The sequence below is a fragment of the Streptomyces decoyicus genome (assembly GCF_019880305.1).
GTDB lineage: Bacteria > Actinomycetota > Actinomycetes > Streptomycetales > Streptomycetaceae > Streptomyces > Streptomyces decoyicus.
On the sequence record NZ_CP082301.1, the window covers coordinates 142,982 to 155,982 of the forward strand.

The 13,001-nt window shown below is 68.3% G+C and carries 13 protein-coding genes and 1 pseudogene; 5 read left to right on the plus strand and 9 right to left on the minus strand.

Annotated elements, in window-relative coordinates:
* Positions 1–1,341 precede the first annotated feature (1,341 nt).
* The 5 genes from K7C20_RS00610 to K7C20_RS00630 all read right to left on the minus strand — a co-directional run bounded on the left by K7C20_RS00610 (position 1,342) and on the right by K7C20_RS00630 (position 4,651).
* On the minus strand, positions 1,342–1,734 hold the full coding sequence (locus K7C20_RS00610; RefSeq protein ID WP_030075472.1) for a hypothetical protein: 393 nt from the start codon (positions 1,732–1,734) through the stop codon (positions 1,342–1,344).
* A 462-nt stretch (positions 1,735–2,196) separates the two neighbouring features.
* Complete coding sequence (locus K7C20_RS00615) at positions 2,197–2,745, minus strand: type 1 glutamine amidotransferase domain-containing protein (RefSeq protein ID WP_030075473.1); 549 nt, start codon at positions 2,743–2,745, stop codon at positions 2,197–2,199.
* A 457-nt stretch (positions 2,746–3,202) separates the two neighbouring features.
* Positions 3,203–3,427, minus strand: a complete 225-nt coding sequence (locus tag K7C20_RS00620; protein ID WP_053209382.1) for a hypothetical protein — start codon at positions 3,425–3,427, stop codon at positions 3,203–3,205.
* A 202-nt stretch (positions 3,428–3,629) separates the two neighbouring features.
* A complete protein-coding gene (locus K7C20_RS00625) occupies positions 3,630–4,046 on the minus strand; it encodes a CBS domain-containing protein (protein ID WP_030075474.1) in 417 nt (138 codons plus the stop codon).
* A 47-nt stretch (positions 4,047–4,093) separates the two neighbouring features.
* A complete protein-coding gene (locus K7C20_RS00630; protein ID WP_053209381.1) occupies positions 4,094–4,651 on the minus strand; it encodes a hemerythrin domain-containing protein in 558 nt (185 codons plus the stop codon).
* A 470-nt stretch (positions 4,652–5,121) separates the two neighbouring features.
* Here K7C20_RS00630 and K7C20_RS00635 point away from each other — a divergent pair, with 470 nt between their 5' ends.
* Positions 5,122–5,391: a hypothetical protein gene (locus K7C20_RS00635; RefSeq protein WP_167352515.1), complete on the plus strand. Its 270-nt coding sequence runs from the start codon at positions 5,122–5,124 to the stop codon at positions 5,389–5,391.
* A 486-nt stretch (positions 5,392–5,877) separates the two neighbouring features.
* Here the strand turns inward: K7C20_RS00635 and K7C20_RS00640 are convergent, their stop codons facing one another.
* Entirely contained in the window at positions 5,878–6,318 is a 441-nt protein-coding gene (locus K7C20_RS00640) for a VOC family protein (RefSeq protein WP_030084132.1), read from the minus strand.
* A 396-nt stretch (positions 6,319–6,714) separates the two neighbouring features.
* Here K7C20_RS00640 and K7C20_RS00645 point away from each other — a divergent pair, with 396 nt between their 5' ends.
* Both K7C20_RS00645 and K7C20_RS00650 read left to right on the plus strand, forming a co-directional pair.
* The gene (locus K7C20_RS00645) at positions 6,715–7,455 is read left to right on the plus strand and encodes a dienelactone hydrolase family protein (protein WP_030084130.1); all 741 of its coding nucleotides are present in this window, start codon (positions 6,715–6,717) and stop codon (positions 7,453–7,455) included.
* 334 nt (positions 7,456–7,789) lie between these two features.
* Positions 7,790–8,266 (plus strand): GNAT family N-acetyltransferase, encoded by a 477-nt coding sequence (locus K7C20_RS00650; protein ID WP_160328725.1) that lies wholly within the window; start codon positions 7,790–7,792, stop codon positions 8,264–8,266.
* A gap of 1,494 nt (positions 8,267–9,760) precedes the next feature.
* Here the strand turns inward: K7C20_RS00650 and K7C20_RS00655 are convergent.
* Positions 9,761–10,306: pseudogene (locus K7C20_RS00655) on the minus strand (hypothetical protein).
* A gap of 549 nt (positions 10,307–10,855) precedes the next feature.
* On the opposite strand from K7C20_RS00655, the gene K7C20_RS00660 reads away from it, so the two are divergent.
* Entirely contained in the window at positions 10,856–11,524 is a 669-nt protein-coding gene (locus tag K7C20_RS00660) for a trimeric intracellular cation channel family protein (protein ID WP_053209380.1), read from the plus strand.
* Positions 11,521–11,862, plus strand: coding sequence for an aldehyde dehydrogenase family protein (locus K7C20_RS00665; RefSeq protein WP_280922003.1), 342 nt, complete (start codon positions 11,521–11,523; stop codon positions 11,860–11,862). Before K7C20_RS00660 ends, K7C20_RS00665 begins: the two co-directional genes overlap by 4 nt.
* On the opposite strand, the gene K7C20_RS00670 is transcribed toward K7C20_RS00665, so the two are convergent.
* Together K7C20_RS00670 and K7C20_RS00675 are read right to left on the minus strand one after the other, a co-directional pair.
* A complete protein-coding gene (locus K7C20_RS00670) occupies positions 11,792–12,568 on the minus strand; it encodes an FAD:protein FMN transferase (protein ID WP_030084125.1) in 777 nt (258 codons plus the stop codon). The two genes, K7C20_RS00665 and K7C20_RS00670, sit on opposite strands and share 71 nt — an antisense overlap.
* Positions 12,561–12,989, minus strand: a complete 429-nt coding sequence (locus K7C20_RS00675) for an FMN-binding protein (protein ID WP_030084123.1) — start codon at positions 12,987–12,989, stop codon at positions 12,561–12,563. The genes K7C20_RS00670 and K7C20_RS00675 overlap by 8 nt, the downstream gene beginning before the upstream one ends.
* Positions 12,990–13,001: the final 12 nt, after the last annotated feature.

Below are 13,001 nucleotides of genomic sequence, written 5' to 3' on the forward strand. Positions count from 1 at the left end.
TTTCTTGCCCTTTCCGCCGAAGAACACGACGCTTTCCGCCTCTGCCTTTCGGTAGACAGATGCGCCCAGCGGTAAACGTCCACTGTAGGAGAATGGAACGTCCGGGCCGATCAGCTTGCCGAGCGGGAGATCGTCGAGGCACTGATCGGCAACTACCGCACCGTGCTGAAGGCCACCGACGCTGACGCCGACGCCGCTCTGGCGAAGACCGCGGCCGGGACCGGACCGTCGGCGCCCTGCCCGTTGTATGCCAAGTAGGCCCTCGCCAGCAGTTCTTCCCCGCCACTCACGACGGTCTACTGGCACCGTCGCAGGCTCAGCAGCAGGTCCCGGACCCGCTGGAGGCTGGGACAGGAACAGCCGGCGCCCGGCGTCGAGCTCGACGACATTGCCGGCCCGGCGGGCGAACTCGCGTTGCGGCCGCGGTGGGGTGCCACGGCCCTGAGCGCAGACGAGGTACGTCGAGGGCACGGCTGCCACACAGCCGCCCCGACCGGCTGCCCGGTCACCTGCACGCTCTGCCGGGCGAGGTGATCCGCCGCCTGCGCCTGGCCCCCGGCGTCGCAGTTCTGAAGGAACGTGTCCACGAGCAGCCCGGCGCGGACCCCGAACGCTCGTGCGCTCCTCGCCCCTCCGGAGAACACGGTCTCGTCCCCGTTCGCCTTTCCTGGGCGTCGTTGTCAGTGGTGGGTTCTACCGTGGTGGCACGGCGCTTGGCAGGTCAGGAGACGCTAAGAGGGAGGCGGCATGCCCGAGTGGGCTCTCGCGATACTCGTTCCGGTCGGTCTGCTGGCTGTGGGCCTGGGGACGTTCTTGGTCTGGGCTCGCCTGGGGACGAAGGAGGCTTTGAAGCACGACAACCGGATGCCTGAGACCCATTTTCGACAGGGTGGTGGCCCCGGCGGCGGCTGACCGGCGACGTCCGGCTCGGCATCGCCGGCCTTTGCCGTGGCCGAGCAATGTCCTGCCGTCGGAGGCGCGATACCTGAAAACAGTTGGCCCCGTTAGGTCTACAGGTCTAACAGGTCTGACGGCCTGTGAAGTGCAAACGGCGCTCACCCCTTCGCTATGGGGTGAGCGCCGTTGCTCGTTCGTGGTTCCGGCCTGGGACAGGCAGGTGCCCCGCTACGGTGCTCGTTATGAGCAAGCCGTTTGCCTCAGGCGAAGACCATCCGGTGTGTGGGATCTGTCCCTCCTCCCCACACCCGCGGGGATCGGCCCAGCTGTGGACGCGTAGAGAGTCGGCTGCGCCTGAAACTGCCGACCACGGGCCATGCCGTCGTGGCCGCTGCCCATCCGGATGATGCTGCTCCGTAGCGCTGACAGCTGTCAGGAGCCGTCTTACGCCTCGCGGTTGTCGAGTCGCAGCTGGATCTCCTGCTCCTGGTCGCCTGATGTCGACCCGACCTCCTGGACAGTGAAGGCGGACCCCAGGCCTGCCCGCAGTCGGTCGGCCGCCCAATAGCTGCCCTGAACAGTGACCGACACCGATCCGGTCAGCCGGCACGGTGCTGCCTCTGCCGCCCCGTCGGAGACGTCAACGGTCGCGGCCCACACAGCCGCCCCCGCCCCCTCCAACTCCCGGGGCGCGTCGTCCTTCGTCCGGTCGGAGACGAAAAGGGTGTCGAGCGCAGTGAAGACCGTGTGGGCGTCCTCGGGCGGGCAGCCGGTGAGCTGCACCTGGACCTTCGCAGCGCCCTGGTCGTTCTGTGCAGCCTCTTCCCTGTCGTTCACTGTGATCTTCCTTTCCGAGTGCTGCTCGCGGCGAGGGCGCCGACTCCTCTTCGTCAGCCGGACGGCCGCGATCGGTACTGGGTTCCGCAAGAGCCGAGATTCACCTACCCGGCATGTGGATCGCCTACCCGATCACCACACGCATACGACCCGCCTCCGGCTACGAGCTGGAACGGCCCCACCGACGCACCGCGCTCCCGCCCGCTTCACCTGGGTCGGTGAAGGCGCGCGGTGGGTGGCAATAAGGTCCGCTCGTCCGACAGTCAGTTGCCGACGGCCGTGGCACCCCCACGTCAGGGCGACGGCGTACGTAGAGCAGGGAGGCGACCGGCATCAGATTCGGGACGTGCTCCCCAGGCGTCGGTGACGTGGACCGGCACGCCCTTGCCGATGTTGAGCGGTCCTGCGGCCGGGTCATCAGCGAAGTGCGATGCTCGCTCTTCCTGCTTGTTGTCCGTCGTCTCAGGCTGTCCTTCCCGCCTGGGCAAATTCCGAGACGAACGTGGCGCAGAAGGCATTGAGATCCGCTGGTTTCCGACTGGTGATCAGCGTGTTGTCGCCCGCCGTGCACACCTTCACCTGCTCGTCCACCCAAGTGCCTCCGGCATTGCGAATGTCGGTCTGCAGGCTGGGCCAAGAGGTGAGTGTGCGTCCCCGTACGACGTCAGCCTCGACCAGCGTCCACGGCGCGTGACAGATGGCCGCCACAGGCCTACCCCACTCGAAGAAGCGCTTCACGAAAGCGACGGCATCCTTGTTCATGCGCAGGGCATCAGGGTTGGCGACGCCGCCGGGTAGGACCAAGCCGCCATAGTCCGTCACATCGGCCGCGTCCACCGCGCAGTCCACCCGGAAGGTGTCCGCCTTATCCAGGTGGTTGAACGCCTGGATCCGCCCGCTGCGGGTGGAGACCAGATGTGGGACATCACCCGAGTTCAGAACCGCTTGCCAGGGTTCAGTCAGTTCGACCTGTTCCACGCCCTCGGGCGCTACCAGGAAGGCAATCTGCATAAGACGTCGTTCCTTTCTCGGCTCGATTCAAGGCCAAGGCGTAGGCCACTGGGAGGCGCGGGAGGACGCACCCCAGACCGATTGGCCTGGCGAGCCTTCCGTTTAGCCAGACGTGTCAGCTTCGTCGACGCGTAGTCGCCCCGGCCCCCCTCGCCTGTCTCGGGGACGGCTTCAGCGGGCCGGCGATGGGCGGCGGATTATTCGCTTCGGCCTCAGGCTTTCCAGGGGTACTGGCAGAACAGATCTCAGGGCTCCTTCCCCTCATGGGGCGGGGGCGGCGGGAAACCATGGCCCCACCGGCGAGCGAGGTCAGCCCGGGACTCTTGCTAGGCAGGCGTTCGTGCGCCTGCGCCCCTCCCCCACCTCACCTCAACACCGCCCCCCCGCGCGACCCAGGGACGGCGCGATGGACGGAGAACTCCGACCCGCGCCGGGTCACGGGCGCGGATCGGAGCGCCTATGGGCTGGTGCTGCCTCCGGCCTTCTTCTTCGCCGTCTCCTCCTGCGCCTCTTCGTTGGTGGTGAGAGCGTCACCTTCTTCCCCTTGGTGGCCGCGGTCATCCGCCTCCCCCACCCGCGTCTCGGCTTCCTCGAACTCGGCCAGAACCTCGTCGGCTGCCGTTTCCGGGGCGTGGTGGGCATTCCCGTCCTGTCGGGCGTTCTTGTCGCTTTGATGTGGCATGGCGATTGCCTCCAGGAGACGTATGTGGACGTATATGTTGGAAGGGCAGACAGCTCTCCTGTCCTCCCGGGCCGGTGGGCATCGCTCGCTGAGGTGAAAGTTGACGCGGAGGAGCTCCAGCCGTGCTTCACGCGCGAAGCAGGCAAGCCGCCTTCGTCTAATTCAGCGGCCGACGGCCCGCCGCAGAACTGGGCCGGACGAGTCAATCGCTAGAGAGGGCTTCGAGGAGCTCGCCGATCTGGGGGTCGGGCAGAGCGCGGGCGACGTCAGCCAGGGCCACCATGCCGACCAGGCGGTGGCCGTCGATGACCGGCAGGCGCCGGACCTTGTGGCGGGTCATGGTCGCGAAGATCTCGTCCGCGTCGTCGTCTGCGCCGATGGTGACCGCTTCGCCCTGGGCAAGTTCGCCGGCCTTGGTCTGCTGCGGGTCGCGGCCCTTGCCCAGCACCTTGACGGTGATGTCCCGGTCGGTCAGCACACCCTTGAGCTTGTCGTCCGTGCCGCAGATCGGCAGGGCGCCCACTCCCATGTCGGTGAGCTTGCAGGCGGCGTCCAGGACGCTGTCCTCGGACCCGATGCACTCCGCGCCGGGGGTCATGATGTCGCGTGCCACAGGCATGATCTCTACCTTTCACTATGTGTATGGAAGGTCTGTGATGTGGCGGTTCACTTGCCGCGGCCGCTGACGTAGTCACGGACCCGGTCCACCAGCCCCAGCCCCGGCGCGAGCAGCTTGTTGGCCGGCGGCGTACTGGGGGCAGCGGGGTGGGGCCGGGTGGGGGCGGTCTTCTTCGCCTGGCGGATCTTGTCGCCCAGCTCCTCCAGCACATAGGGGTGGACACCCTTACGGAGCTGGGTGAAGAGATCGTTCTCCTCGTCCTCGACGTGCGCCGTCACCTCCGTCCGCAGCTCGCGCACCAGCCGGTCGAAGTCCTCGTCCGTGGCCTCACGCTGCTGGAGATCGTTGAGCAGCCGCTCGACGCGGGCGTGGTCCTCGAGCTCCTTGTCCGCCAGCGCATCGCCCCCCTCCAAGTGCTCGCGCACGGCGGGGTAGAGGTACTGCTCCTCGGCGACCGAGTGCCGCACGAGCTCGATCGTCAGCGCATCCACCAGCCGCTTACGGTCCTCACCACCAGGAGGAGCGTCATCGAACTGCTCGAAGAGCTCATCGACCTCACGGTGGTCGGTGGTCAGCTCCGCAACCACATCCCCGCCATGTCCCACGGCACACCGCCTCTCAGCCACGCAACCGGCCTCTCCGGCTGACGCAACACGGGTTCCCGGACAGAGGCCGCATTAACACTGCCAGGTAGGCAATTGCCCCACCTGATCAAGGGGTGGGCGTGGCATCTCCGCTCCCGACGGAGAAGACGGGACGATCACGACGGGTGCGATATGTGCTGCGCCCGTCGCCCCGGCCTGCCCTCACCGGCCGGCGGCCCTGTGCCCACCTCCCGCCCAGGGGGCCGGCGAGCACAGGGCCGACAACGCATTTGAGCGCCGGCAGCACTTCCGCCAACGCCCGTGCGTGACCGTCGTAGCCGGTCGTTCGTTGGGCTGGTGCGTCCATCACATCCGTCCCCCACGGATGGGGCTGAAGGGCATGAGCCGACCGGCTCATGCCCTTCACTTCTCTCCGCACCGCTGCTCCCCTGGTGCCGTGACCGAACCCAGCACGGCCAGTTGTGCCCCTCATGAGTGACATCGATGACCGGCTCCTGGCACTGGTCGACAGCGTCGTCGCCTACGACGAGAAATGTCTACCGCTGCTGACGCTGCGCGAGGCCCGCGCCACGATCGAGCTGCTGCAACTGCTCAGCGCCAGGCGCAGGAGCGTAGGCAGCCCGGCACCTGGCCGGCAACCTGGCCCGAAGGCTCCCGGCCGAGGAACGCTGATGGAGGGCATCCGGCCTGCACGCGCCTTGACCTACGGCCGGCGACGCCACGAAGGCCACGCCCCGTAGACCTCGGCGAGGGGGCTGGTTCGCGCTTGCGGCCCTGCCTCGTTGATCTGCCCAGGGCCGCTCGGCCGGCTCGACTTCCCCGGCGGGCAGTGCCACCAGGTCCGCCGGGTGGTAGCGGTCAGGCATGGTGCTACACGTTCCCGAGCCGATGCTGGCGGCGCCGGTCACTGCGTTGCCGGCGGCCTGGGTGGCCTACGAGGCAAAGTGGGACGGTTCTCCAGACTCTCAAAGGTGTCTCACCTACTGGTGCCGTCGTTTCAGGAGCCTGTGCGCGAGGGTGACCACGGGAGTTCGGGCGCGTTCTTCGTCGTACACGTGACGATGTGCGACCCGTTCCAGGTGAAGGCGACCGGTACGTTGCGCGGGGTCCCGTCCTTGGCGACGCAGGACGGGGGCACGTCACGGGCCGCCGGCAGCTCCAGGCTGATCGGGGGCGGTTCAGAACCTCTCTGATCTCGTTCGGCTGCATGGTTCGGTTTCTCCTTCTCAGCGCAGTTGCTCGGCCAGTCCGACGATGATGCCCTCCGGGCCGCGGACGTAGCAGAGCAGATAGCTGTCCTCGAACCGGGCGATCTCGCCGACGAGTTCGGCGCCGTGAGGGCGCAGGCGGGCAACGGTGTCCTCGAGGTCGTCGACGGCAAACATGACGCGGTGCGTGCCCAGAATGTTGTGCGGCCGGTTGCGCGGCCCGGCGCTGATCACCGCGGGGCTACGGTACTTCGCCAGCTCGAGCCGGCTGTGACCGTCCGGGGTCCGGACCATCGCGATGTCACAGCGGACGCCGTCGAGTCCGGTGCACTGGTCGGCGACGAGGCCCTCGACCTCCGCCCTGCCCTCCAGCTCCATACCGAGTTCCACGAAGAACGCGATGGCGGCGTCCATGTCCTCGACGACGATGCCGACGTTGTCCATCCGCTGAATCGCCATGCTGGTTTCTCCTTCTTCCTCGTGCGGCCGGTGGTGGCCGCTCATGTCCCTGGGACGGAGCCGGTGGCACGTTCTCGACATCCGCAGACCGCCGGACTCCGAAAAACCTGGATCGCGCCTCAGCACCGCTACAGCAGACCCGCGAGCCAGGCGCCGCCACCGAGGGTGAGTGCGGCGCAGGTGGCCGCGCCCATGAAGACGCCACGGAGACTCCGCAAAAACCCGTTTGGCGGACGAGGGCGACCACCGCTACATTTCCGGAGGCCGTGCGAGAGATCGAGGAGGTGGTACCCGTGAACGCAGTATCGACATGGGTGCTCCCCTCCGGGGTCACGGTCGGGCGATAGACAGGTCGTCCGGGAGCGCCGTTCCAGTGCACTCCCGAAAGGCACGACCATGCATTTCACTTCCGAGCAGCGCCTCGACGACGGCGTCCTCGAACGCGAATTCACCCTCGGTGAGATCCCCGGCATCCTGTGGAAGCCCGCATCGGCATCGGCATCCGCACCAGCGCCGCTGCTCCTGCTCGGCCACCCTCCCCTCGGGCTGCACAAGATGTACCCCCGACTGGTGGCCCGGGCCCGGCACTCCGCGGCGGAGGGCTTCGCCACGGCCACCATCGAGCTCCCAGGAAGCGGCGACCGGCCCCGTTGGCCCGCCGCCGAGCAGGCCCGCGCCGACCTGCGCCGGGCGATGGAGACCGGCGAGCCGGTCAGCGGCGAGATCGTCGACGCCCTCATCCTCCCGCTGGTCGACAAGGCGGTCCCGGAATGGCAGGCCGCCCTGGACGCCCTCCTTTCGCTGCCCGAGATCGGCGGCCCGGTCGGGTACTCGGGGGGAGTGATCTCCATCGGCATCCGGCTGGCGGTGGTCGAGCCTCGCATTTCGGCCGCCGTTCTGTTCGCCGGGAGTCTCGTTCCTCGCGCCCTGTTCGAGGAGGCCCGTCAGGTCACCATTCCACTGCACGTCCTGCTCCAGTGGGACGACGAAGGAAACGACCGGCAGGCGGCCCTGGACCTGTTCGATGCCTTCAGCTCCAAGGAGAAGTCCCTGCACGCCCATCTCGGCGGGCACACCGGCGTCCCGCAGTTCGCGGGGGACGCCGCAGCCCAGTTCTTCACCCGACATCTGAAGTGAGGCCCAGCCGTCAGACCGGCAGCAGCGGTAGCTGAAGTCGGCCGGCATACCGCTCATCGAGGACAGGTCCCGGCCCTCCGCAGCTCTCTACACCGTGGGCCCCTGCTGAACTCTCAGCAGGGGCCCGTGCTGCCTGAAGTCATGAACTTCCCGATTTCTGCAGAGCTTCGAGTGCTGCCCAAAGTCGTGCACAGGTGCTGTCGGTTCTCGGGTTCTGGATCAATTTCTGTGGTCGATCACGCTCCGTGTGTCCCGTCTCTGCCGACGTGACGTGCGCTGACCCTGGCCCCAAAACGTGTGGCAGCGACAAGGGGCAACGGCCCAGGATAGTGGCGTGATCCAGATTCGCACGGCTTCTTCAGACGATGTCGCTCTGCTCGCAACCCTCAACCACATCGTTCATGACCTGCACAATCGACACCGCCCCGATCTCTTCCTCGACTCCCCCGAGCGGGTTGCCGTCGAAGCCTTCTTCCGAGCTCAGATAGCCGATCCATCAGTCACCGTGCTCCTCGCTGACGGGACGGAAGGCAAAGCCCTCGGATACGCGCTCGCCCGAGTCAAAAGCCGGCCCGGCAGTGCTCTGGAGCACTCAGACGTCATCGTGTCTCTGGATCAAATCGCCGTAGTCCCCGATGCTGCTCGTAGTGGTGTGGGCGCGGCACTGCTCGAAGCCGTACGTGAGGTGGGACGCTCGGCAGGCTGCCGACGCCTCGTCACGGACGTCTGGTACTTCAATGAAGGTGCTCGTGCGTTCTACCAAGCCGCAGGCTTCAGCCCAATGAACGTGCGGCTGGACCAGCAGCTCTGACTTCAAAGTTTGCCCGGCCCGATCCTGCACGGCCCCGGACTGTCAGCCACTCCCGGCCGGTCACTGATCACTCTCGGGCATCTTTTCCCGGCAGCCGTTACGGGCGTCAGCAGTCACTTAGCGTGCACGGACCACAGAAGTTGAGCCAGAACCGGTTCTCGTGAACAAAGCCACCGCGACCTTGCAGGGCCAACAGGGCGGTGAGTGCCGCGGAGTCGAAGTCGGTGAAGGCGGGTGTTGGTCCTGCCAGATCGATCCGACGCGGTCTCGGCCGCCGGGTTGCGGCGGACGATGGCGTTATTCAGCGCGGCCGTGGCCCAGACCTGCAGCGGGACAGGCCCGACGGAACGGGCCGCAGACCGACACTGCGGGGCATGGGTGGCTGCGGGCCGTCCCCTGGAGATGCTGAGCCGAGCCGCCCGTGCTCTTCCTCGGCGGCCTGCGTTCGACGCGACGTGAGGCGGCCCTGAACGAGCGTTGACCCGGGACATCCACGACGGGGGGCATGTACGTCCCGGGCCGGTGGCCCTCTACCCGGCACGTCTTGCCTGGCCTGTACCGGTCGAAGGGCCTGGCCCGCCACGGGGCGGGCGGTCTAGGTCGGCTCAGGCTGTGGTTCCGGTTCTGTGTCCGGCTCGGGAGCCGGTGGTGGTTTCGGGTCGGGGTGTACGGGATCGAGGGGCCCGGGCGGGGGCTCCGGGGCATCCGGGTCCGGCTGCAGGGGCGGCCTCCCCGGGGTGGGCACCGGCGGTGGCGCAGGCTCGACCGGCGGCGTTCCAACAGCACTTCCGTACATGGTGACCTGCATGTTTCCTCCAGAAGTCGATCTTCACAAGGTGGGTCGGTGCTGCCCTAGAGGTGCACCCGTGCCATTCACTGTCCAGGTGCCCGATGCCAAGAACCGGAAACTCCCCCCGCTCTGCGTCCCACTCGCCGCTGCCCGCCTTCAGCCACGGCCTCCGGAATGCTCGCCCACCCTGTGCGATGTACCGATCCCGATGACCGGCTTGACGCCGTCAAAGCACACGAGGCCGGCGACGATGGGGGCGTACTGGGGGGTGAGCAGGAGAATCTGGGGCTGGAGCTCGCCGGCCGCCCCGGCTCCCCGTAGATCTCGTCGCTACCCAGCTCGGTTGACCTGCGGTCGCAGCGGAACTTCACGAACCGCACCCGCACCCGCACCTCGTTGATCGTCGATCTCGGACTCGGACTCGGTGCCACGGTGGGCGGTGCGGTGACCACCACGACCTCTTCTTCGCCGGTCAGCACCCCTTGGTCCAGCTCCTCGACCGTCACCTGCCGCACAGTGGGCAGCGCGGCGTCTCCGCCTGTACCGACGGGAGCCACGCGGCTACGTCCTCGGCACTGAGCCCCTGTTCCAGAGAGCGCTCGGCCACGATGCCCGGGAACAGGGAAGTGGTACCGGCGCGGGACCCGTCGGCTCCTGGTAGATCCGGCCGGACTCCGCCACCTGCTCCTCACCACACAGGGCCGTCAGCTGATCGGTGAGCCGCTGTTCCCGCCCCGCCAGCATAAAACCGTGATCTGGTCAGGGGTGGTACGGCCCGGTGCCGCCCCGGCCGGGACGGCACCGAGGTCAACCATCTGATCGGCAGCGAAGAGGTGCGGCTCGGAGTAACTGGCAGCCTGAGGCCGGGAGTCGGTGAGAATCACTTGGGCACGGCGGACCAGCTCAGCGGGCACTTCGTGCCGCGAAACGGTCTTGGGGCCCAGGGTCGTCACATGCGTGCCGGGAGCGATCCAGTCGGTATCCAGGACCGGGACCGTGCTGTGCGTCGCCACGATCACCACATCCCGCTCCCGCACGGTGTCCCTCGACCGTGGCCACCGCACGCGCCCTGACTCCCACTCCTCAGCGGCCCTCCGGGCAAAGGCCACGGCACGCACCCGGCTCCGGGCCGCCACCACTACCTACGGCACCTGCCGTACCGCGCACAGGCCCCACAGCTGTGTCCAGGCTTGCCCACCCGCGCCCACGATTCCCGCACGTACCGTGCCGGGCCTGGCCGCCACATCCACCGCGACAGCGCCGATAGCCCCGGTCCGCCGAACCCCGAGCTCCTGCCTTCGTAGTGGGCCAGGGTTGCACCCCGGACGACCTGGACGGCCGTCCCGGCATCGAGCCGAGCACGGACATCGTCATCGTTGAACAGCCGCGAGGACACCGGCACACCTCTCGCCAAGAACCGGACCAAGGTCACTGTGCCGAGGTGGCACCGCCAAAACATCCGTCTCCCGCCGGAGATCAGGCCGTTCTCGGGACCGAAGGCCAGAGACCGGAGATAAAAGGCGCCTGAACTGGGCTTTTGCCCTTCAGACGCCTTTCGCTTGGGGGTACGTACCCACCGCCGAGACGGGCCCCGGGTGCGGGAGGTCATTCCCTCAGGGCCTCTTAAGCTGGTGAAACGAGCAGGCACTCAGCTGCTGCCGCGGTCGGTGTGGGGCACCGCGTACGGTACGTCACCGTCGGGTCCGAGCTGCACGACGGTGCTGCCGAGTGCTGCGCGTGGCCCAGCAGACGAGGGGCAGCCGGCCTCCCACTTCCCGGCACCCGGTAGAAAGGGCCTTGTGAACACGTACTTCGACCCGTCGGTGCAGCATGCTCTCGACCTCGTCGGGATCTTCGTCTTTGCCATCTCGGGGGCGCTGTTGGCCGTGCGGAAGAACTTCGACGTATTCGGCATGGCCACTCTCGCCGAGGCCACCGGTCTGGGTGGCGGCCTGTTCCGGGATGTGGTGATCGGTTCCGTGCCTCCAGCGGCCTTCGAGGATCTCGGGTACTTTCTGACGCCGTTGCTTGCCACGGCGCTCGTCTTCTTCCTCCACCCGGTGGTGGAGCGGATCAACTACGCGGTGCTGGTCTTCGACGCGGCGGGCCTCGGCCTGTTCTGCGCCACCGGAACCCTCAAAGCGCATCAGTACGGACTGTCCCTCCCCGCCTCGGTCGCGCTCGGCCTGGCCACGGCGGCGGGCGGCGGCATGCTGCGGGACGTGCTGGCCAACGAGGTGCCCCAACTGCTGCGCTGGGACAGGGAGATGTACGCCGTTCCGGCAATCGTCGGCGCCGGCACGGTTGCACTTCTGCTGCGCACCTCCACCCTGAACGCGGCCACCATGTCCGCCGCCGCCCTGCTCGCCTTCGCGCTGCGCATGCTGTCGCTGCGGTTCGGCTGGCGCGCACCCCGAGCCTGGCACCGCACCAGCCGCAGAACCGCGGACACCTCTGCCGGCGGGTGATCCCGCTGACCACGCTGAAATTCGCCGAGCTCGTCTCCGACCTGCTCCCGGCGGATGGCGTGAACGTGGTAGCGGGCTTGGGCCCGGTCGTCGGCTCCCGGCTGGCGGACCACCCGGATGTCGCCATGATCGCACTGACCGGTTCGGTCGGCAGCGGACGCGCAGTTGCCCGGCCGGCCGCGACACCCTCAAGCGCGGGATGGCCGGATCGCCAACGGGGGCCAACGGGGATCAAGGCGGTGATCAGCCTGGTCGGGCTGTACGGCTTCATCGTCCTGCTGGACACCGCCCGTACGCGGCGAAGCCGGGTGTCCACCACGCCTGTGCGTCCGCGGTGACCGCGAAGGCCTCGATCCCGTCCATCGACCGCAGCCACTCACGAGAGGCGTCGCCCATGGCGAAGGCGGCCGTGGCGAGCGTGTCCACCTCGGTGAGGTGGCGGCCGACCAGCGTGATCGACGCAAGATCCGTGGCCGGCCGGCCGGTGTGCGGGTCGAGGATGTGCGGGCCGCGCTCGGCGGTGCCGGACGTCGCGACGGCCAGGTCCCGGCCGGTGACGACAGTGGTGAGGTCACCGGGACACAGCGGGTGGGCGACGCCTATCCGCCAGGGCCGGCCGGGCGCGGCCTCGCCCCGGGTCTGGATGTCGCCGCCGCCGTTGACGCTGTGATGACGGGCGCCCGCGTCGTACAGCAGCTGCGAGGCACGCTCGACCGCCCAGCCCTTGACCACGGCCGACGGGTCGAGGCAGCCACCGGGGGTGGCGGAGAACCAGCCGTTGCTGGAGCGCGCGGCGGCCCGGCACAGCTCAAGGACCTCTGCCACCTCGGGGTCGCACTGTTGCTCCGTCAGCTCGCCCCGGCCCAGGCGGCTGATCTGGCTGCCGGCGCGGTAGGTCGAGAAGACCTCGTCCACTCGGTGCAGCCAGGCCACGGCGTCGGCCAGTGCCCGGGTGACCGCGCGGGTCGGTGTGTCGCGGATGTCGAAGGAGAACACGGTGCCCATGGCGTGCTCGGCATGGCGCACCGTGCCGGGCTCAGTCATGGGCACGATCCAGTGCGCTCTGCAGCGAGGAGATATAGCCCTGACTGGTGAACGTCGCACCGGACACGGCGTCGATCTTCGCGCTCTGCGCGGCCAGCGCCTTTTGCGTGAGCCGGGGTACGGCGTCGGCGCTGGCGCCCTCGTCGTGCTGGCCCTTGAGCACGGCGATCGTGGTGAGCCTGCCCTTGATCAGGGTGACCCGCACCTGTACCGGGCCGCGCGCGGTGTCGATGGTGTCGCCGGTGAAGGTCCCCGACGTCCCGTCGCGTTCTCGGGGTGACGGGGCGCCGCTCGGTGACGCGCTGGGTGCGGGCCCGGCCGGCGGGGCGGCTGCGGCCGTCGGAGCCTGGTGCGGCTTCAGGGCCAGCATCAGGAAGAGACCTGCGACGGTGGCGGTGGTTGTGGCAACGGCTCGCTTCATGGTGCGGTCTCC